The sequence below is a fragment of the Catenulispora pinistramenti genome (assembly GCF_018274385.1).
Taxonomy (GTDB): domain Bacteria; phylum Actinomycetota; class Actinomycetes; order Streptomycetales; family Catenulisporaceae; genus Catenulispora; species Catenulispora pinistramenti.
The window spans coordinates 13,793-35,133 of sequence record NZ_JAAFYZ010000098.1 but is presented as its reverse complement, the minus strand read 5'-3'; the positions used below and the strand labels follow the sequence as shown (position 1 = coordinate 35,133).

The window sequence follows — 21,341 nt, the reverse complement described above, 5'->3', positions numbered from 1 at the left end:
ACCGCAACCTACCCCCAGACAAAAGCCCCCGCGAACAGCCCCACCAACATCCGAACCCGGACCCCCCACCCCAATTGACGCCCGCCCCAGATCAAGGCAGGGTGGGGTCGCATTCGGCGCGCAACGTATCAGGGTACTTACAGCATCGAGCGTGGCGACACAGGGTGAACCGGGGGAATCGGGAGAAATGAGCCAGGAGTCCTACACGCGTGCCGCGCGCCTGGTCTACATCGCGCGCTATCCGTTCGACGGGGCCAAGGCCGCCCTCGTCCAAGCACACCGGCGCGCCGCGGCGGCCGTCGCCGCGCATCCCGACGATGATGACGCCGCCGTCCGCGAGGCCCTGCGGTCGGTGCTGGACGGCTACGGCAGCTGGGCGTCGAGCCGGTTCCTGCGCGGACCGCGCCTGGTGCCCGTGGACGTGACCGCGGAGCAGCGCAAGGTGCTGGACCAGATGAAGGCGTACGACTACCGTGTGGCCGTCGCGGCGATCTACCACCTGCTGGAGGGCGCCGCGATGGACGACCTCGGCGGTCTCGTCAGTCCAGAGCAGCCTGACCTCTACGAGGGGCGCGTGCGGGAGGCCGTTGTCGGGCTCTGCCGTGACCGCGAGACCGGGGAGATCAGGGCACTGCTCCTCGGCCGCGAGTTGGATCCGGTGGTTGTGCCGGTGTCGGCGCGGGCGGTGCTGAGGCGTCGTCGGCGCCGGACCCGGGTGGGCGGCGCGGTCACCGCCGTGATCGTCGCGTTGGCGGCGGCCGGGGTGTGGTGGTTCGGGATACGCATCCCTCCGCTGGGTTCCTATGCCAACGATCCGCGGGTTTGGAGCGCGTCGCAGGTCGTCGGCGGCGACTACGGCATCGATGCCTGGCCGGCGCGCGGCGAACTGCTCGGCGACACCGCGCTCCTGCGCCGGGCGGCTGACGGCTGGCGGGCGCGCGGTCTGCCGTCCGGTACCCAGCCGCACGTGATCTTCGCCGGCCGGGTCCAGGACGTCACCGTCGTGGCGATGGTCGTCGATCAGATGCCCTCCGACGCCAGCTCGCTCGCGGTCTATGCCGAGGGCCTTCGTGACAAGCAGCTGGGCGAACCCCACTTCGGCGACACGCGCGTCATGGTGAACCCCCTCCCGCCGGACCCGGCAGGACCGGGCGCGATCCGCCTGCTGGACTCCCGCGTCTTCCAGACCGACCCGATCCTGTTGCCGCCCGGGGCCTCCGATGTCGAGACGGGCCCGTTGGACACCCCCTCGACCGGCTGGCTCCCCGCCCATCCCGATGCCCGCGGTGTGCTTGAGGTTCCATTGCCGCAGCAGACGGCGCAGCAGCGGGTGTCAGAACCTTCCGACTGGTCGCCGTCAGCGGGCATCCGGTTCAAGGAGTCGGACCACAGCGCCGTGGACATCCCGTCCGTGACGGTGCCGGATACCTTGTACAGTCCCGCGCCGCTGCTCCCCGTGCTCGGCAGCGACTACATGGACCATCAGGACCTGAGCAACGCCGACTGGTGTGCGTTCCGGGAGCAGGCCGAGCTGAACGGCGACCTCGACGACATCGGGTACCTCAGCGAGTACGCGTCGGACATGGCCAGCGGCCCCCTTCCCGACGGCGGCGGGACCGGATACGTCATCAGCCGGGGAGGTGTCGGCCCACAGTGGGGTCCCTTCTCTGACGCCGCGTTGCTGGCCGAGTCGGGGGCCTCGTGCGCCACGGCCACCTTGTGGCCCGGCCAGGACATGGCGAACTACGCCAGAAGCGAGGCATCCAGTCCGACCCGCACCTTCGTCACGCAGGCGACCGCCGCGATGGTCTGGATCTCCCCGGCCAAGCGCCCGTACCTGGTCGTCGCCGCCAAGCCCGGTGTCGCCAAGTTGCGGGTGAGCGGGCCGGCGACTGCGTCCGCGGACGGGAGATGGCTGGTCGCCCCGCTGCCGTACGTCACTCAGCAGGACGAGCCGGCGGAGCAGCCCCTGGTCGAGGCGTACGACGCGGCCGGACATCGGTGCGGCGACCCTGATCCGGCGAAAGCCGGTGCGCAGTACTGCTACTCACCCTGAGGTGCCGCAGCCCGCGGACGCACAATCCTCGCGGCTCGCGGCTCGCGGCTCGCGGCTCGCGGCTCGCGGCTCGCGGCCCGCGGCCCGCGAAAGCACAGGGCCGGCCGCCGCGCTCCAAGCGCAGCCGCCGGCCCCTCCCACACCAAAGCGCGAATCAGCTCAGCTCACGAAGTCTTCGTGATCGCCACCGCCTGCCCGGAATCCCCGAACGCCTGCCCGGCCAGCTGCCAGCCGCCGTTCACGTACTCCAGCGCCAGCCCGCTGTTCCGGTTGACCAGCTTGTACTGCCCCACACCGGCCAGCGAGGTGTTCGTCGCGGCCGCGATGTCCGCCGCCGACGACGACGGGCTCAGCGTCTGCGGGGCGTCGTTGCCGATCGGCTGCAGGTACCACTGGTCGGCGCCGCCGGGGGAGCCGCTGCCGCCGTTGCCGCTGGGGTCGAAGTTCGCCTGCTGCGCGCCGGTCGCCACCGCCGAGCCGATCGCGCGGGTCTGCTCGACCGTGCTGCCGGTGGACTGGAGATAGCCGCCGGTGCCGACGTTCACCAGCTTGTAGAAACCGGTGCGGTAGCCGGTGGACCACTGGTCCATGACCGGGACCAGCCGCCACGCCGATCCGCTGCCGTCGCTCAGCGCCGTGCCGCCGACCGAAAGGCCGTAGGACGCGGACGAGGCGAAGCTGATCGGCGCGCCGCCGGCGTCGACCGGTGTCGCCTGCGCCGAGTAGTGCGTCTGTCCGGCGGAGTGCGGCGCCATGCTGACGTCCCACATCCCGCCGGTCAGCGCGGACACCATCCGGTAGGAGCGGCTGCTCACGTTCTGGTTGGTCAGGCTCCCGTAGTCGATGCTCGTCAGGTACGAGTTCGACGCCCCCGACGGCTCGGTCCCGACGATCGACAAGCTGTCCGGATTCCCCAAGTCAGAGGTCTGGTACACGTTGGCGTCGTAGCCCACGCCCTGGTAGTCCAGCGAGAACGGGTTGAACGTGAAAGCCGTCTCCTGCACCACGTTCGGCGTGATGTACAGCCGGTTCGTCGCGGTGTCCAGGAACACCGCCCCGCCGAGCGTCGTGCTCTCGGTCGCGCCGGTGGCGTCCGTGACCGCGACGTTCACCTTCGAGCTCGCCGTGGAGACCGTCACCGAGCTGTTCAGCGCCGGATCCTGGTAGCTGACCGACGGCACCGTCGCGCCGGACGCGTCGGTGATCGCGCCGGTCGAGGTGTTCGCGGTGTATACGTTCCCTGAGGTGTCGTCGAAGGTGAACGTGTTGCCGTGCTGGTTCGCGTAGTAGGCGCGGTAGTCCACCGACGTCCCGTCCGCGCCGGTCCCGGCGAAGTCCACCTGGTCCGTCGCCGGGTCGTAGGACGGATTCAGGTGCAGCGCACTGCCCGCCATGCCCTCATACCCGCCGACCCCCGGCTGCGTCCACGTCCCGCCGTCCCACTTGTTCCAGGTCCCCGGCGCCATCTTCCCGCTGATCGGGGCGCGCGCCACCGCGGGCCAGTACGCGAACGTCGTGTAGTTCGGCTTGAATTTGATCTGGGTGTTGTAGACCACGTAGAAGTAGCCGGTCGAGTAGTCCACGAACAGCCGGCTGCCGGCCACGCCGTAGTCCCAGGTCTTGCCGGGCTGCGAGGAGGCGTCCTCAGAATCGTTGCCCAGATACGGCGAAGTGATGATCTCGCCGCCGTAGTTCCAGGTCTTCCCCTTGTCGCTGGAGGACGCGGTGAGGATCCGGTTGCCGTGGATCCCGGTGCCGATCCGCTGGTTCTGTGTCTGGCTGCTGCTGCCCCACGGGTTGAAGTCGTACTCGTCGTTCACGACCCCGTACCAGGTCCCGCTGCTCGGATCGACCCAGGTGCCGACCACGTCGCAGTGGTCGTCCTGGTACGGCGAGGGCGCGGCGTTCTGCGCGGCCTTGTCGATCTGGTAGCACAGCGCGCCGGGCTTGTTCCAGTAGGTGTCGGCGGTGATCTCGGTGGTGCCGGAGCCGACCTGGTTGTTCAGCGCGCCGAGGTCGGTGTTGGTGAAGGTGTTGGTGTCCGAGCCGCTGTCGGTGCTCTCGTAGTCGGCGTAGGAGCTGAGCCAGTGGAACTGGCCGTCGGCGTCGGTGAACGCCGAGCCCGCGATGTCGCCGGTCAGCCCGGAGTTCAGGGTGCCGGTGTGGTCCAGGGTGTAGGTCGGGTACTGCTGGGTCGCGGCCTGTGCCGGGGTCGCGGCGAGCGCCGCGAATCCGAGCGTGGCCACGGTGAGCAGGGCACTGATTCGTCTCGCCCGGCCTCGGTGTGGATGGGAGTGGGGACGGGAGTGGGGATGGTGACGGTGCATGCCTCGCGTTCCTTTCCGTCGTAGTAAGCGCTTACTTGACAGTGGTGCGGGAGGAACTGTGGTGCTGTGGAACACCGGCCCACATCAGGGCCCGTGGTTGCCGAGCGCTTCCACCGGTCCGGGCCACGGCCCGGCCCCGGCCTGCTCGGCGACGCGGACGGCTTCCGGCGGCAGCTCGCTCAGCCCTTCGGCGTTGTCCTCCATGACGCTTCCGGCGCCGGAGAACGCGGGGGTGATCGTGTTGTCCGTCCAGTTGCCGGCCGCGCGGTTCTCGACCCCGTACTCGGCCCAGTTCGACACCCACTTGTACCCGACGCGCGTGACGACGTTGCCCGTGACGAGAATGTGCGAACTCTGCTCGTCCAGGTAGATCCCGTTGCCGTCGTTGGCGGTGGTGCCGTACTCGGACCGGTTGATGTAGTTGGCTTCGATGACGGTCCCGGGTTGCGGGCCCTGCGTGTAGATCGCGCCGCCGTCGTACTGGCGCTCGGCAACGCGCAGCACGTCGGTGATCCGGTTCCCGGCGATCCGGTTCCCGCCGAGCCACGGATCCTGGGCCTCGGGCTGGTTCCAGCCCCAGCCGATACTGATCCCGGAGTACGGCAGGTGCTCCAGGGTGTTGCGCTCGATGGTCAGGTTCCGCGTGTAGCCGGCCCAGATCGCGACCGAGTCCGTGTACTCCGCACCGGTGCCGTGGAAGGTGTTGAAGGACACTGTGTTGCCCTCGTCCGCTGCTTCGGCAGTGGGATGCGGGTCGATGCCGCCGACATACAAGCCGCCGGAGGACACGTCGGCGAACGTCGAGGCCGTGACCGTGCTGTCCTTCGTACCAGCCTCGAACACGGCTCCGGCCCCGCCGAGACGCACGAACTCGCAGCCGCTGACCGTGACCCGCCGGCCCCCGCGGACTGTCAGCGCGGCAACGGGCTTCGTGTAATGAGACCCGGCCTCGCCCAGCGGACCCGACGCACCAGTCAGCGTGAATCCCGCCTGAGCTCCGACGTAGCCGTCTGACCGGTGCCAGGCGGTGTGGGCGAACGAGAGGCCTTTGAGGACGAGGTCATGCGCGCCGTCCACGACCACCAACTGCTCGGCGACCGGAACGATGACTTCCGCGCTCTCCATGTCTTCGCCGTCACGCGGAAGATAGGTGACGGTCCGCGCATCGGAGTTCCAGACAAAGTGCCCCGGCTCGGTCAGCGACTCCAGGGCATTGCTCGCGAACATCGACCAGCTGTGAATCTCGGTCCCGACCGCCGTGTTGTCCCAGTGCGGCCCCACGCGTCCGGTGCCCGGCAGCGCGTTCGTCCAGCAGGGCTCTGCGAAGCGGATCAGATCGTCCGAGATGTCGGTGATCCGGCAGTGGTAGTCACGCCACCGCACCCGGAACACCAGCTCGACATCCGAGGGACGCCCGTACGCCGCGACGCCCAGAGCGCCAGCGCCGGTCATCCCCTCCGGGCCGATCTTGCAGTCCTCATGCTCCAGCCAATCGCTGCGCGCCCACGAGGCTCGCAGCCCATTGACGTAAAGCTGGCGCGGGGTGAGCACCGCATCCGGAACCGTGGCGACCCACCGGCCATGCTCAGCCGGCCGCCAGCCGGTGACCACGACGCCCCCGGAGAGCTCCACCCGGCCGCCCGGCTCGGCGGTCCACGTCACGGTGTACCCGTTCCGCCCCGAATCCAGCTCGGTGAAGACCAGGGGAGTAGTCCTCATATAGGTTTTGGCGCTCAGTCTTACCTCTAGGTCCTGCCCCTGTCCGGCCGCTAGCAGCCGCCTAACCTCACGCTGCGCGGTGTCCAGATCGTCAAAGCTGAGCAGCACGTCTCGCGGTCCCCTCTTCGCTGGCTCCCGGCAGGAGCACGTACATATATCCGGCTCGCCGCGGTGAGACACCGTGATCGAGCCACAACGCGTGATAGATCCGCCGGACCTCGACGTCGTCACCTTCGGTGGACACCCCGATGTCGATGGCGTGCCAGGTCCCCACCCGCTCCTCCCGCAGCGACACCAGATCGGCGCCGCCGGGGAACACGTAGCCGCCGACGCCTTCCAGGTACGCCCACTGCACCCCGTGATACCGACGTTCGAGGCCCAACTCAGCATCCTGAGCCACGCCGTCCACCACGAACCGCCGCGTGGCGTCCGCCCGCAGGTTCCGGTTCTCGACGATCGTCTCTATCCGGCGGCCGTCGGACGCGGAGAGGTCCGTCCCGAGCGCCATCACGGCATCGTCCGTGAAGTGCCACTTCTTGCGCGCCCGAAGCGTGCTGCCCTCGCCGTAAAGGTCGAGTTCGGCAGTACCGAACCCGCCCTCGACGGCGGCCCCGCCGGCGATCCGGTTCGGGGCCATGATCGCGCCGGTGCCCCGGCCCGCCCCGCGTCCGACGTCCTCGCGCCGCTGGGTGTCGACTGTCGTGCCGGGAAGCCGGTATGGATCGACCGTCGGCCAGAACCCGTCCGTGTAGTGGTCGGGATCATCGAGGTCGTAGATGTAGAGCATGCCGTCGCCGGTGTACCAGCCGTGCAGGTTCTCGCCGTTGCCGCACTCGTAGCGCGCGATGCGCTCCGAGGACAGCGACAGCGCGGCGGACCAGCGTGGCCGGTGATGCACCACCCGGTCCATCGAGCCGAACACGTGGAAGCCGTCCGGACGCTCCAAGGTCTTCCATCGGGCGGCGTAAGAAGCGGGAGCGCTTTGCGCCAGCAGCTCGATCGCGTCGAGCGCCGCGGCGCCGATGTCCAGATCCCGTGAGTGCTGGCGCGCGACGGCCCGGCCTCGGACGGTGTCCATCATCCGGCCTTCGAACAGGAACGGCAGGAACGATCGCTCGACCGCGTCGAAGACCACTGACACACCGGGATCGGTGACTTCCCACGGCGAGCCGCGCAGCAGCGCCAGGATCTCCGCGACCGAGGTCAGCAGCACGACGCCGTACGATCCGGTGTAGGCGACCGTGTCGTGCTGGATAAAGGAGCCGTCTTCGTAGAAGCCGTCGCCGGAAGTCACATACCGGAACAGACTGTTGGTCCTGCCGTCGCGCAGATCCGACAGCCCGTCGCGCGCCAGCGCCACTCGCTCGGAGTCCCCGCCGAGCAGTCCGGCGAGCGCGACGATCAGGGCTTTGTCGGCACGGTTCGCCCCGGTCTCGGCCAGTGGCGACCACGGGCCGGTCTTGGTCCGGCGATCGGCGTCCGGGCAGAACCGCTGCACCGTCGCGAGATACCGCGTCAGATCCGCGTCGGGAAGGTGCGCACGAAGCAGGACACAGATGTCCAGCAAGATGCGCGGCGTCCCGATCTCCCAGTGCCACCAGTTCCCGGTCTCCTCCGCATCGGGGCGGTAGGCGTTCTCATGCAGGAAGCGCAGGGCGTCGACGATGGTGTCGGTCGAACCGTCACCGGCCAGCGCAAGGGTCCGCAGCCGCGCGTAGCTCAGGGTCGTGTGACCCTCGTCGGACACGTCGAGGTCCAGCTGGATCTCAGCGATCTCGGTCTCGGTCCGTCGGCGGAGCAGCTGCTCGTACCGGACGAGCAGCTCCTCGAATATCGCTTCCCGCATGAGCGGCTGTCCCCTCCTCAGCTCTTCGGCGCGTTCGCGTACGCCTGCTCGAACTCCGACCGCATCTGGTCGCCGCCGTTGCTGCGCCAGGTCTTCACCGCGGAGTCGAACGAGCTCATGCTCGACTGCCCGCCGATCACCTGCGTCAGGGTGTCGGTGACCGCCTTGTACAGCGAGACGCCCTGCTTGCCGAAGGTTGGCGAGTACAGCGTCGCTGTCGGGTCCGGCAGTGCCATCGGCACCAGCTCGCTGTAGGCCTGGTGCGCCGCGTCGGTCAGGGCATTGACACCCGGGTTGTAGGTGACCAGCTGCGGCGCGGCGACGTACTTCCAGGTGACGTTCGAGTCGTTCTTGCCCTGGTCGGTCTGCACCGGGTTGTGGTTGGCGTCCAGCGTGTAGTCGGCGCCTTCGACGCCGTAGGTCTTCAGCAGGTACTCCTCGGTGCCGAACGGCGCGGCCAGGAAGTCGGCGATCTTCAGCACCTCGGCCAGCTTCGCCGGGTCCGCCTTCTTCAGCATGGTGCCGGCGAAGACCACGTTGTCCTGGTAGGCGACGCCGGCCCCGCCGTTGGCGCCGAACGGCACGAACGGCATCAGCCTGGCGTTCGGGTCGATCTTCTGCGCGGTGGCCCAGACGCTGGTGGACAGCGCCGGAAGGCCGTCGTAGATGAGCGCGGCCTTGCCGGACTGGAAGGCGTCCTCCATCTTGGCCTTGGTCCAGCCCTGCGAGCCCGGGTAGTAGCAGCCGGCCTTGGCCACCTTGACCATGAACTCCAGCGCCGCCTTGAACTCGTCGGTCTCGATGTCGGCGGTCAGCTTGCCCGCGCCGTCCACCCGCCACTTGTTCGGGACGCCGAAGATCTGCTCGAAGATCGGCAGGCCGTAGTAGTTGCCGCCGGCGTTGGTGGCCAGTGCGTAGCGGTCCTTGCCCGGGTTCGTCAGCTCCTTGAGAAGGGTGAGGAAGTCGTCCGAGTTCTTGATGTCCTTGTAGCTGTTCACCCCCGCCGCCGCGAACAGGTCCTGTCGGTACAGCCCGGCCCCGGCGCTGATGCCGCGCGGGATCGGCAGGAAGTACAGCCGGCCGGCGACCGTGCACTGCTCCCAGAACACCTTCGGGATGGCCGCCAGGTGCGGGTAGGCCTTGATCTTGTCGCCGCCGATCAGCTCGGTGAGGTCGGCGATCTGCGAGTCCAGGAACTGCGGCAGGTTGCTGATGGTCGGGACGCCGCCGAGGCCGTCGTACTGGATCAGGTCCGGCAGCCCGCCGCCGGCGATCAGCGTGGAGAGCTTGGTGTCGAAGTCGTCGCCGACCACCATCGTGATGTCCACGCTCGCGCCGAGCTTCTTCTCCACGGCCTGCCACGCCGGGTTCGAGCCCCGGCTCGGCGGCGGCGCGGTGAACAGCGGCGTCATCGCCGAGAACTTGCCGCCGGACAGCGGCGGACTGGCGAACGCGGCGGTCGGCGAAGCCGGGTAGTTGTAGAACCCGGCCGGGACCCCGGCGTCGGTGCCCGGCAGGTCCGGCGTCGGGCCGTTGCTCAGCGGCGTGTAGGTCGGCAGCTGGACCTGCGCCGCGCTGCCGGCCTTGTTCACGGTCGCCGCCTTGCCGCTGCCGCACGCGGCCAGCGTGGAGCCGCCGGTGGCCAGCGCCGCCGCGGCGCCCACGCCGCGCAGGAATCCGCGGCGCCCGAGGCTGTGGGGTGTGTGCATGCTTCTCCTTGCGTTGGGTGCGGTCCTGATGTGGTTTGCGGTGCCTGATGTGGTGCGGGGTCGGCCTTGGAGCGTGTGCGGATCGGTGGCCGGTCCGTGCGTGCTCTCAGCCCTTGACGGCGCCGGTGAGCACGCCCTTGGTGAAGTAGCGCTGCAAGAACGGATAGATGGCGGCGATCGGCACGACGCTCACCACGACGACCGCCATCTGCACCGCCTGCTGCGGCACGACCCCCTCGTTGGCCGCGCTGGTGGCCTCGCCGCCGATCACCAGGCCGCGCAGCACCAGGGCCAGCGGCCACTTGCTGGTGTCGTTCAGGTAAAGCAGGGCACTGAAGAAGGCGTTCCAGTAGGACACCGCGTAGAACAGCGCCACCACCGCGAGCACCGCCTTCGACAGCGGCAGCACCACGCGGGTGAGGATCCGCCAGTCGCCCAGGCCGTCGATCCGGGCCGCGTCCAGCAACTCGGCGGGCAGGCCCATGAAGAACGAGCGCAGCACGACCAGGTTGAACGCGCTGACCAGACTGGGCACCACGAGCGAGGCCAGGGTGTTGTACATCCCCAGCTTCTGCACGGTCAGGAACATCGGGATGACGCCCGGCGTGAACAGCATCGTGAACAGCGCGGTGGCCAGGAAGAACCGGCCGCCGACCACCCCGGAGCGGGACAGGCCGTAGGCCATCCCGATCGTGGCGGCCATGCTCAGCGCCGTCCCGACCACCGTCACCAGGAAGCTGATCCACAGCGCCTGCGAGACGATGCCGCCGCTGAAGACGTAGCGGTAGGCGTCGAACGTCGGGTGCGAGGGCCAGATCACCAGACCGCCGGAGGCCGCGATGTCAGACTCCGAAGACAGGCTGGTCGCGACCACCGCCAGGAACGGGTAGATCACCACGACGGAGATCAGCGAGATCGCCAGGATCTTCCCGCCGCGGCCGAGCCGGCTGGGGCGTTCCATCCACGGCGGCCGGCCGGTGCGCGAGGGCCGGATGTCCATGTCAACGGTCGCCACGGCTGTAGATCCCTTCCTGTCCGAAGCGGTGCGCGACCTTGTTGGCGCCGAGCACCAGCACCAGGCCCACGACGGCCTTGATCAAGCCGGCCGCCGCGGCGGTGCCCCATTGCTGGGTGGCCACGCCGTGGTAGTACACGTAGGTGTCGAGGACCTCGCCGGCCTTGGCGCCGACGGTGTCGCGTTGCAGCAGGATCTGCTCGAAGCCGACCGACAGGATCGTGCCCAGGCGCAGGATCAGCAGCAGGATGACGACCGGCATGATCCCCGGCATCGTGACGCTGCGGAACCGTCGCCAGCGGCCCGCGCCGTCCACGGCCGCCGCCTCGTACAACCCCTGGTCGATGCTCAGCAGCGCGGCCAAGAAGATGATCGTGCCCCAGCCGCAGTCCTTCCAGATCGCCTGGATCGCCACCAGCCACGGGAAGAACCCGGGGTCGGACATGAAGTCGAACCGCGGCAGACCGACCGACGACATCATGTGCTGCACCGCGCCGGTCGGGCCCAGCACCTCCTGGAAGATCGAGACGATCACCACCCAGCCGATGAAGTGCGGCAGGTAGACCACGCTCTGCACGAACTTGCGGATCCGGCCCGAGGCCACCGAGCTCAGCAGCAGGGCCAGGCCGATCGGCGCCGGGAAGAACAGGACGAGCTGGATCAGGCTGATCACGAAGGTGTTGGTCAGCGCGGTCCAGAACGCGCTGTCGGCGAACAGGTCCGTGAAGTTCTGCATGCCCACCCACGTGCTGTGGATGAAGCCGGTGTACGGCTGGTAGTCCTCGAACGCCGAGAGGTACCCGAACAGCGGCGCGTAGCTGAACACCGCGAAGTACAGGAAGCCCGGCAGCATCAGGGCGAGCAGCACCTTGTCGCGCTTGATCCGCTGCCACAGGGTCAGCGAGGAGCCCGCGGCGGTGTGCCGGCTGCGCTGGCCGCGACTGCGGACGCGGACGCGGCCGCGGACACGGCGATCGGTGGCCGCGGCCTGCTCGGGCGCGGATCTGGGGACCGGGCGGTCCGCGGCGCGTATATCGGTCAACGTGCTCTCCCCTGGCATCGGTCGGGGTCCTCGGTGGCGCTCACGACGTGACAAGGCCTCGGCAAGCCGTTCTGGCCGGTAATCGCTTACTGATGTGATGAGCTGCACAGGAGTATTCGGTGGCTCCGCTTTTCTGTCAACCCCCAGCATCCAAACTGTTTTCTTGCAGTTCCTGGCCTCGTGGTCTTGCGCTGGGGATGTAGTAAGCGTGTACCATCCGAGCGACAAACAGCGGAGGGGGAGATCATCCTGACCACGTCCCACACGGCCGCGTCCGTCCCGGCCCCGGCCCCGGCGGCCGCACCGGACCGGCCGACCCTGTTGATGGCCGTGACCACCGACGAGGCCGCCCTGGTCCTGGACGCCGAGAGCCACCGGCGGCTGGCCGCGACCGCGAGCATCCTGACCGGCGGCGACGTCCCGGCCCTGGCCCAACCGGCGTTCGCCGCCGCGCTGGCCCGCGCCGAGGTGCTGCTGACCTCCTGGTCCTCGCCGCGCGTCGACGCCGACCTGCTGGCCGCCGCGCCCCGGCTGCGCCTGGTGGTGCACGCCGCCGGCACCGTCAAGTTCCTGATGACCCCGGAGGCCTTCGCGCGCGGCGTGCGGGTCTGCTCGGCGGCCGAGGCGAACGCGGTCCCGGTCGCCGAATACACGCTGGCCGCGGTGATCCTGGGGGCCAAGCGCGCCTTCACCGCCGCCGCCCGCTACCGCCTGGGCCAGCGCTCGGCCGACGGCACCCACCGCAACCTGGACGGCATCAGCCCGATCGGCACGCACCGGATGACCGTCGGGGTGGTCGGCGCCTCCCGCATCGGCCGCCGCGTGGTGCGGCTGCTGCGCGACGTGCTGGACGCCGACGTCCTGGTCTACGACCCCTACGGCGCCGGCGACCTGACCGACGACCCCCGGGTCCGGCTCACCACCCTGCCCGAGCTGCTGGCCGCCTCCGAAGTGGTCAGCCTGCACGCCCCGCTGACCCCGGCCAGCCGCGGCATGCTCGACGCCGGCGGGCTGGCCCTGATGCGCGACGGCGCCGTCCTGGTGAACACCGCCCGCGGCGCGCTCGTCGACCAGCCGGCGCTCATCGCCGAACTGGTCGGCGGCCGCATCGACGCGGTCCTGGACGTCACCGACGCCGAACCGCTGCCCCCGGACTCCGTGCTGTTCAGCCTGCCGAACGTCTTCCTCACCCCGCACATCGCCGGCGCGCTCGGCGGGGAGGTGCTGCGGCTCGGCCGACTGGCCGTGGAGGAAGTGGAACGGTACGTAGCCGGTCTGCCACTACGGTATGAAGTGCTTCCCGACCAGCTGGACCGGCTGGCGTGAAGCCACAGCCGAATAGCCGGACGAAAGGAGCGGTCAGGGTGCCGACGCCGCAGGGCAAACCGGCGCGGGCGTCTCGGGCGCCCCGCACACCGAGGGACGGCGCCGGACCCAAGCGGGCCACCGTCCAGGAGGTCGCCGAGGCCGCGGGCGTGTCCACGGCCACGGTGTCCCGGGTCCTCAACGGCAACTACCCGGTCGCCGCCGACACCCGGCGCCGGGTGGAACAAGCCGTGCGCACCCTGGGCTACGTGGTCAACGCCCAGGCCCGTGCGCTGGCCGGCTCCCGGACCCGCACGGTCGGGATCATCGTCGAGGACATCATCGACCCCTTCTTCGGCTTCATCGCCCGCGGCGTGCAGCGCCAGGCCGCCGAGGACGGCAAGCTCTGCCTGGTGTGCAGCACCTACGGCGTGGCCGGCGGCGAGCTGGACCTGATCGACAGCCTGCGCGAACAGCGGGCCGACGCGGTGATCGTGGTCGGCGGCGGCGTCGAGGACCCGGCCTACCGCCGCAAGCTCGCCGACCGGGCCCACGCCTTGAACCAGGACGGCTCCTGGCTGGTGCTGTGCGGCCGACCCCCGCTGGCCGCCGACGTCCCGGCCGGCGTCGTGGACTACGACAACACCGGCGGCGCGCACGCGATCACCGACTACCTGCTGGGCCAGGGCCACCGCCGCATCCTCTACATCGGCGGCCTGGACCAGATGTCGGTGCACCGGGCCCGCGTCGCCGGCTTCCGCCGCGCCTACGCCAGCCGCGGCCTGGAGGTCGACGAACGCCTGATCCAGCCCGGCCCCTTCAGCCGCCGCCTCGGCTACGAGCGCACCGCGCAACTGCTGCGCGACGGCTCGGCGGGGCAGTTCGCCGCGGTCTTCGGCGCCAACGACGGCGTCGCGGTCGGCGCGATGCAGGCACTGCGCGAGGCCGGACTGCGGATCCCCCAGGACGTCTCGGTGGTCGGCTACGACGACATCCCCCTGGCCGCCGAGGTCACCCCGGCCCTGACCACCGTGCACCTGCCGCTGGAGCAGATGGGACGCGAGGCCGTGCGGCTCGCCGTCGCGCTGCGCGGGGAGTCCGACGGCCCGACCGACACCCGGCACGTGGGGACGCATGTGGTGATCCGCGATTCCACGGCTCCCGCGCCGGCTTCTTGACTGGTTTCTTGACCGAAGGGCTCGATCCTTGTTCACACGCGCCGAGTGGGAATCCGAGGCGGACCGCTGGTTGCTGACCGCTCGCAAGTACGCGGTGCACGGCGGCGCGTTGATCTGCCCGCCGGGGCCGCCTTCGCAGAGCGGGCCGGTCAGCGACGGGATCGAGGGGTTCGCTCGCAGCTTTCTGATCGCGGCGGCTCGGCTCGGTGGGGGCGCGGAGGACCCCCACGATCACGCCTCGTTCCACATCGAGGCCTTGACCGCCGCGATGGACCCGGCTGCTCCCGGCTTCTGGCCGCGTGCGGTCGGGTTCGAGGACTGGCCGCACGCGGGGATCACGCAGCCCGCGGTGGAAGCGGCGAACCTCGCCTTCGGCCTGGCGCTGTGCCGTGGGCGGGTCTGGGATCAGCTTCCTGATCCGGTCCGCGAGCGCCTGGCCGAGTGGCTGGCGCACCACGCGCGGCTGCGGGTGTGGCAACACAACAACTGGCTGCTGTTCCCCGCGGTGATCGAGGCGTTCCTGGCGTCGGTCGGGATGCCGGTCGACGGCGGTCACGGCGCGGAGAACGTCGAGCGCGTCGAGTCCTGGTACCTCGGCGACGGCTGGTACAACGACGGCCCGCCAGCTGCTCCAGGCCGGAACCTCGACCACTACAACTCGTGGGTGTTCCAGCCCTTTCTGTGGCAGTGGTACCAGCTACGCGGCGATGCTGAGCCGCAGTGGCGCGTCGAGCGGTACCGGGCGCGCTTGGCGGAGTTCGCAGCGTCGTACGCGCTGACGTTCGGTGACGACGGAGCCCCGCTGCATATGGGGCGCTCGCTGGCATATCGGCACGCTGTGTTGGGCGGCTTGTGGACCGCCGCGCTGGCCGGCGCGGACACGCCGAGCCCTGCTGTCGTGCGGGGCATCGCGGGACGCACCTTGGACTACTTCCGGCGACTCGGTGTGGACGGTTCCGAGCCACCGAGCCTTGGCTGGGGTGCGCGAGAGTTCCTGCCGGTGGTTCAGGAGTACAGCGGGCCGGGTTCTGCTTACTTCGCCGGGATGGGCTTCCTCGGGCTCTCTGCTCCGGCTTCGCATCCGCTGTGGGCCTCCGACGACGCTCCGTTCCAGCCTTCTGATTCACCCTCGGTCGCGATCCTCCCCGCCCTCGGCTGGGCCGTGCAGCACGGTCGCGGCGACGGCATCGTCCGCGTCGTCAACCACGGCAGCGACCACGCCAACCACGGTGACGATCCTGGTGACCCGCACTACGCGAAGTTCGCCTACTCGACGCGCACCGCTCCCGGCACGGGGATCGCCTGGTCCGACCGCGCCTGGGTCACCGGTATCGACGGCCACGCGGCGCTCGTCGACGAGTGGGGCCGGGCCACGCGGCGCGGCCGGATCATGGGGAGCGCGGCGGGGGAGGGGTACGTCGCGTCGTGGCACGTGCCGCGGCTCGGGGCTTCGGGACGGGAGCTGCCCGGGGCCCGGATCGTGACGGCTTCGTTGGTGACTGGCGAGTATGAGGTGCGGTGTCATCTCGTGACGGCGCCGGATGGCTGGTCGCTGCGGGAGGGCGCGCATGCGGTGGCTTCGGATGACGGGGTGTCGTCCGGGCACGAGACCGCCACGGCTTGGGCCGTGGGTGCGGGCATCCGGTCGCTGGTGCTTGGGCTGTTCGGGTACGAGTCCGGTTCTGTTGCGCGCTACGAGGATGGGAACGCGTTCGGCAAGTACAGCGCTGTTCCATACCTGTCCGCCCGGCCTTCGGCGACCGAGTCCGTGCACGTCGCGCTGCATATATTGGATACCGGAACCGATGCCGGGCTGGCTAACGTGGTCGACGTCGATGTGTCCGGCACCCGGGTGACAGCGCGCCGGGTCGGCGGGCACGCCGTCACCGTCGATCTCGCCCACCTCTTTGGACATGACTGATGCCGCAGCTCGAACTGGTCCGCGCCGACCACGCCGCAGCCCTCCTCGCCTTCGAGCGCGAGAACCGGGACTACTTCGCGGCGGTGATCCCGGACCGGGGCGATGCGTACTTCGCCGAGTTCGACGCCCGCCACGCCCAGCTTCTGCAGATGCAGGCGGCCGGCACGGACTACTTCTATCTACTGGTGACCGAGACCGGCCAGATCGCGGGGCGGTTCAACCTGATCGGCGTGCACGACGGGTCGGCAGACCTCGGGTACCGGATGGCGAAGGAGTTCGCGGGGCGTGGGCTGGCCACCGCCGCTGTCGGTGAGATGCGCGAGCTTGCCGCCGCGCGCTATGGCCTCAGCGCGCTGCGGGCCAAGGTGACGCTGGACAACCCGGCTTCGAGCCGCATCCTGGAGCGCAACGGGTTCGTCACCACTGGCGAGATTACGCTTAACGGGAAGCCGGCGGTGACCTATCTCTGTGAGCTTCGCTGAAGCTTGCGAGCCGGGTTGCGGTCGGGCTGTGGGGTTGAAGCCCGTTACGGCCTTCGGGCCTGGTCGCACCGGTTCGGGGTGCACCTACCCCGCATCCTTCAGCGCTTCCTCCAGAAACTTCGCCAGTTCCGCCGTTTCCCCCAGGTACCGCTCATAAGGGAACCCGGCCTGGACCAGCGCGTTCTGCAGCACGTCGTGCAGCGGTCTCCCGTTCTCGTGGAAGACCTTGCGGCCGGCTTCCGTCGTCTCGACCAGGCGCCTTCGCGCGTGCTCGGGATCCACCCGCACGCGCACCATGCCCGCCGCCTCCAGTGGCCTCAGGGCGCGGCTGATGGCCGGGTCGGAGACTGATAGCGCCTGGGCCAGGCGGTGCTGGGTCGCCGGTTCGATGTCCTCAAGGGTCCCGAGCAGGCGCATCTGGCTGTAGCTCAAGGCGTCGGCGGTGTTTTCGGTCAGCTGCTTCGTCGCCTCTCCGAGCAGGTAAACCACGCGATGTAACAAGTCGGCCAGCCCGTCATCCATGAGGCGAGCCTACCAGAGAGTTGCGTGGTTAATATTAACCATGCAAGACTCATTCTCATGAGCCACACGACCTACGCCGTGAAGACCGTCTTCCCCGCGATCTGGATCCTGATCGCCGTCGTCGGCGCCGCCATCCGCACCCGTCACAGCCCCTCCCGCGAAGCGGCACTCGAGACCTGGCAGCGGTGGTGGGCCGTAGCGGCCCTCGGCTGCGGGAGCCTCTACATCTGCATCTCGTTCCTGGTGGGCCAGCAGTCAATGGCCGACGCGATCGGCTTCACCCGCAGTCCGTTCCAGTTCGAGATCGCGTTCGCCAACCTCGCCCTGGTGGTCATGGCCCTGCGGGTGGCCCGCCCCGGGACCACTCCCCGGGAGCGCGTCACCGTCGGCCTCGGCGCCGGGGTGTTCCTCTGGGGCGCCGCCTTCGGCCACGTGTACCAGTGGTTCGCCAACCACGACCACCAGCCCGGGAACACCGGCGGGGTGCTGGCCGCGGATGTGCTGTTCCCGGCGGTGATGATTGCGCTGGCCTGGCGGGCGCAGCGGTTGGGGGTCGGTGGCGCCGGCGCTCGCGCCGAGGCTGGGGCCGGGCAGGTCGCCGAGTTCGGCGGCGAGCGGCACGCTGCCTCTTCCTGAGTCCGGGGTTGTCCCTCGTTCCCTTGCCGGGCGCTCACTTCGGTGGGCGCCCGACATCGTGCGTTGTCCGTGGTTCAGCTATACGTCCGATCTCTGGGCAAGGCAAGGCTCGTGGATGCCCGCTGACTATGGAATCTTGCGCGAAATCCCGCTCATGGGGTTGACAGACATCCGAGGAATCATCAGGGTGACGCCTGAAGAGTAAGGGATGTTAACGCGGAGGTGACGAATGATCAGTACCTTGCGACGCTCCAGACGTGTCGCGCTGGCCCTCGGCGCGGCGGCGGCCCTCGCGGCGGGCACCACGGCCGCTGCCGCCTCGACGAGTGCCGGCTCCGACAACCACCGGGGCGCCACGGTCTTCGTGTCCCCGTGGGGTGACGACCACGACAGCGGCGCGAATCCCGGCCACTCCGTGCGCACCCTGCAACGGGCGCAGCAGGTCGTGCGATCGCTGGATTCTGCGATGAGCGGCGATATCCGTGTCGAGCTGGCCGACGGTACGTACTCGATGTCGCAACCGCTCGCCTTGGATTCTCGCGATTCCGGTACCAATGGCCACACGGTGATCTGGACCGCTGCCCCCGGTGCGCATCCGGTGATCAGCGGCGGCACGCGGGTCAGCGGATTCCGTCCCTCAGGGCAGACCACCTCGTCCGGTGCACAGATCTGGTCGGCTCCGGCGCCGGCCGGGCTGTCGTCGCGCGAGATGTTCATCGACGGACACCGCGCGTCGCGGGCGTCCGGGGCGGTGCCGGTGACGCTGACCGCGACGCCGACCGGCTATACCGCGTCCTCGGATCTGATGGCGGGGTGGGGGAATCCGACCGGCATCGAGTTCGTGTACACCGGCGGCGACGGCTACTGGTCGTTGAGCACCGGCGGCCTCGGCGCCTGGACCGAACCGCGCTGCCCGATCGCGTCCATCTCCGGCACGACGATCACCATGGCAGAACCCTGCTGGATCAACTCCACCCAGCGTGTGATGCGCACGGACGGTTCGGGACGGACCGTGAACCTCGTCGGGCCCGCCTCAATCGGCAACCACAAGCTGCCGACGTCGGTGGAGAACGCGCGCGAACTCCTTCAGCAGCCGGGCCAGTTCTACTACGACGCCAAGGCCGGTCGCGTCGACTACGTCCCGCTGCCCGGTGAGAAGCTGACCCGCGCCGACGTCGAGTTGGCCACCGCGCAGACGCTGGTCAGCGGGACCGGGACGGCCGATGCGCCGGTCCACGACATCGCGTTCTCCGGCTTGCAGTTCTCTTACGGGACATGGGACCAGCCGAGTTCGAATGAGGGCTTCTCGGAGATCCAGGCCGGCTACACCATCACCGGCGCCAACGGAAACGCGACCCAGGGCCTGTGCCAGTTCGTCGCGGGCGGCACCTGCCCGTTCGGCGACTGGACCAAGGAGCCGGGGAACGTCTCGTTCCACCACGACCAGCGGATCTCGTTCACCGGCGACGTCTTCACGCACCTCGGCGCGGCCGGCCTGGACCTCGGCGACGGCTCGCAGAACGACACGGTGAAGGGCTCGGTGTTCACCGACATCTCCGGCAACGGCCTGGAACTCGGCGGCGTCGACGACCCGCTGCCGGCCGCCGCGGGCGACCACACCGTCGGGAACCAGATCACTGACAACCACATCTTCTCCACGTCGGTGGAGTACCGCAGCGGTGTCGGGATCGACGTCGGCTACGCCGAGAACACCCTGATCTCGCACAACCAGATCGACCACACCCCCTACACCGCGATCTCGATCGGCTGGGGCGGCTGGCCGGACAAGATCAAGGCCCCGGCGATCGCCAACTCCAGCCACGGCAACGTGATCTCGGACAACCTGATCTACGACGCGATGCAGTACCTCGCCGACGGCGGCGCGATCTACACCCAGGGCATCACCGGGTCCTCGCTGGCCGACGGCGAGCAGATCACCGGGAACGTCATCCACGACATCCTGGACCACGGACACGCCATCTACTGCGACAACGGCTCGACGTTCATGACCATCACCTCGAACGTCGAATACAACAACCAGAACGACTGGGGCTCTCCGCACGGGGACTACGTGCCGCCGGCGGACGGCTCGACCGACGACCCGCTCGACGTCGAACACAACTACTGGCAGCAGGGCGACCAGGACTCCAACCAGAAGAACGTCGTGGTGGCGGGCAACACCATCATCGGCGGTCCGCAGGACGCGCCGAGGGCTTTGGTCGACGCGGCCGGACTGGAGCCGCGCTATCGCAGCGTGCTGAGTGCGGATCCGGGACGTAGCCGCGGTGCGGTCCCGTCCGCGCCGGAGCAGGCGGCGGCGTCCGCGGGGGAGGGGTCGGCGTATGTGTCCTTCACTCCGACCTTCTTCGATCAGGGACGTCCGGTGACGGCCTACACGGTCACCGCTTCGCCCGGCGGGAAGCAGGTGACAGTGGATGCGCCGACGTATCTGAAGTCGTTCTACGTGCTGGTACCCGGCCTTACCGACGGAACGGCGTATACGTTCACTGTCACGGCGGACACCGCCCGTGCCTCGGAGTCCAGCACACCTTCCTTGCCGACCCGCGCGGTGACCCCCGGCCCGACGACCGCCCTCCCGGCAGCTCCCGCTTCCGCGTCGGCTGACGTCGGCGTGGGCGACGTGAGCGTGCACTGGAACCCGCAGACCGTGGCCCACGGCACGTCGCCGAACCTTTCGTACGACGTGACGCTGACGGACCAGAAGACCGGCGCTGTCACCACGGTCACCGAGACCGGCAAGACGGAGGTGTGGGCGACTAACGGCCGCGACACGTTCGCCGTCGTCAGTGGACTTACACACGGCGACGCGTACGCGATCACGGTCGCGGCCCGGAACGCCGCCGGAGTCGGCCCCGCGGCGTCTGCGGGGGTGGTGACTATCGGCTAGTGCCGTGTCAGGCAACGTTTGCCTGGGAGTTCGCGCTTTGCTCGGGCGGGAGTCCGCGATGTGGTTCGCGATGTGATTCGCGACATGTCGGTCGGCGGGCGGGATCCGTTGGCGGGTGGAGTCTGCTGGGGGCTTGAGTTTGTGGGCCGGGTTGCGGTTGGGCTGTGGTTTGAAAGGCGATTTTTACGGCCTTCGGTCATAGTTGTGCCGGTTCGGGGTTCGGGGTGGCGAGTTGTGTTTGTCGGCTGCCGGTTTCCGCGTTCACAACCCCGCCCCGCCTCAGGCCTCTTCAACTCCAGCAAGTCGGAACAAGGGCACAGGCAAGATCAAGAGCTGAAGATCAAGAGCTGAAGGTCAAGGTCAAGGGCTGTGGTGAAGGGCCGGGCCTCCGGCGGGCCTCGGCAACCTCAGGGAAACTAGCGCGGTTCCCTCGGGTGGCCGGGTCAGTCTCAGCGGCGGCGGTTTGTGGGGTGGTTGCGGTCCGTTCCCCTCGGCCGCGTCGTCAGCCCGATGGGTACAGCACCGGTGTCCGGGGGTAAAGTCCGCGCGCGGCGGTCGAGCATTTGACCTGCGGTTTCGCACAGCGCGAACTTGACCCCCGGCCACCGGCACTGTAGGCGAAGCCCTGCCGACGCGACCGAGGGGAACGAACCGAAAACCGGCCGGAGAAATACA

Annotated in this window: 14 protein-coding genes; 7 read left to right on the top strand and 7 right to left on the bottom strand. The window is 69.2% G+C overall.

Annotation, left to right across the window (positions count from 1 at the left end; genetic code table 11):
* Positions 1-187 precede the first annotated feature (187 nt).
* Positions 188-2,056 (top strand): hypothetical protein, encoded by a 1,869-nt coding sequence (locus KGQ19_RS25955; RefSeq protein WP_212012819.1) that lies wholly within the window; start codon positions 188-190, stop codon positions 2,054-2,056.
* A gap of 164 nt (positions 2,057-2,220) precedes the next feature.
* On the opposite strand, the gene KGQ19_RS25950 is transcribed toward KGQ19_RS25955, so the two are convergent.
* The 6 genes from KGQ19_RS25950 to KGQ19_RS25925 form a co-directional block, all read right to left on the bottom strand.
* A complete protein-coding gene (locus KGQ19_RS25950) occupies positions 2,221-4,302 on the bottom strand; it encodes a hypothetical protein (RefSeq protein WP_212012817.1) in 2,082 nt (693 codons plus the stop codon).
* A gap of 165 nt (positions 4,303-4,467) precedes the next feature.
* Positions 4,468-6,102, bottom strand: coding sequence for a right-handed parallel beta-helix repeat-containing protein (locus tag KGQ19_RS25945; protein ID WP_230419444.1), 1,635 nt, complete (start codon positions 6,100-6,102; stop codon positions 4,468-4,470).
* A gap of 91 nt (positions 6,103-6,193) precedes the next feature.
* Complete coding sequence (locus KGQ19_RS25940; protein ID WP_212012813.1) at positions 6,194-7,948, bottom strand: polysaccharide lyase 8 family protein; 1,755 nt, start codon at positions 7,946-7,948, stop codon at positions 6,194-6,196.
* Between the two features lie 17 nt (positions 7,949-7,965).
* A complete protein-coding gene (locus KGQ19_RS25935; RefSeq protein ID WP_212012811.1) occupies positions 7,966-9,657 on the bottom strand; it encodes a type 2 periplasmic-binding domain-containing protein in 1,692 nt (563 codons plus the stop codon).
* 106 nt (positions 9,658-9,763) lie between these two features.
* Positions 9,764-10,618, bottom strand: a complete 855-nt coding sequence (locus KGQ19_RS25930; protein ID WP_212012833.1) for a carbohydrate ABC transporter permease — start codon at positions 10,616-10,618, stop codon at positions 9,764-9,766.
* Between the two features lie 40 nt (positions 10,619-10,658).
* Positions 10,659-11,714: an ABC transporter permease gene (locus KGQ19_RS25925; RefSeq protein WP_212012809.1), complete on the bottom strand. Its 1,056-nt coding sequence runs from the start codon at positions 11,712-11,714 to the stop codon at positions 10,659-10,661.
* Between the two features lie 324 nt (positions 11,715-12,038).
* Here KGQ19_RS25925 and KGQ19_RS25920 point away from each other — a divergent pair, with 324 nt between their 5' ends.
* From KGQ19_RS25920 to KGQ19_RS25905, 4 genes are read left to right on the top strand one after another with little or no spacing between them, the layout of a single operon-like run.
* A complete protein-coding gene (locus KGQ19_RS25920) occupies positions 12,039-13,040 on the top strand; it encodes a hydroxyacid dehydrogenase (RefSeq protein WP_230419443.1) in 1,002 nt (333 codons plus the stop codon).
* Positions 13,041-13,078: 38 nt separating this feature from the next.
* Positions 13,079-14,197 (top strand): LacI family DNA-binding transcriptional regulator, encoded by a 1,119-nt coding sequence (locus KGQ19_RS25915; protein ID WP_212012807.1) that lies wholly within the window; start codon positions 13,079-13,081, stop codon positions 14,195-14,197.
* Between the two features lie 28 nt (positions 14,198-14,225).
* Positions 14,226-16,118, top strand: coding sequence for a DUF2264 domain-containing protein (locus tag KGQ19_RS25910; RefSeq protein WP_212012799.1), 1,893 nt, complete (start codon positions 14,226-14,228; stop codon positions 16,116-16,118).
* Positions 16,118-16,600: a GNAT family N-acetyltransferase gene (locus tag KGQ19_RS25905; RefSeq protein ID WP_212012797.1), complete on the top strand. Its 483-nt coding sequence runs from the start codon at positions 16,118-16,120 to the stop codon at positions 16,598-16,600. The genes KGQ19_RS25910 and KGQ19_RS25905 overlap by 1 nt, the downstream gene beginning before the upstream one ends.
* 84 nt (positions 16,601-16,684) lie before the next feature.
* On the opposite strand, the gene KGQ19_RS25900 is transcribed toward KGQ19_RS25905, so the two are convergent.
* The gene (locus KGQ19_RS25900; RefSeq protein ID WP_212012795.1) at positions 16,685-17,122 is read right to left on the bottom strand and encodes a MarR family winged helix-turn-helix transcriptional regulator; all 438 of its coding nucleotides are present in this window, start codon (positions 17,120-17,122) and stop codon (positions 16,685-16,687) included.
* Between the two features lie 57 nt (positions 17,123-17,179).
* Here KGQ19_RS25900 and KGQ19_RS25895 point away from each other — a divergent pair, with 57 nt between their 5' ends.
* Together KGQ19_RS25895 and KGQ19_RS25890 are read left to right on the top strand one after the other, a co-directional pair.
* A complete protein-coding gene (locus tag KGQ19_RS25895; RefSeq protein WP_212012793.1) occupies positions 17,180-17,758 on the top strand; it encodes a DUF6790 family protein in 579 nt (192 codons plus the stop codon).
* A 229-nt stretch (positions 17,759-17,987) separates the two neighbouring features.
* A complete protein-coding gene (locus KGQ19_RS25890) occupies positions 17,988-20,666 on the top strand; it encodes a fibronectin type III domain-containing protein (RefSeq protein ID WP_212012791.1) in 2,679 nt (892 codons plus the stop codon).
* Positions 20,667-21,341 lie beyond the last annotated feature (675 nt).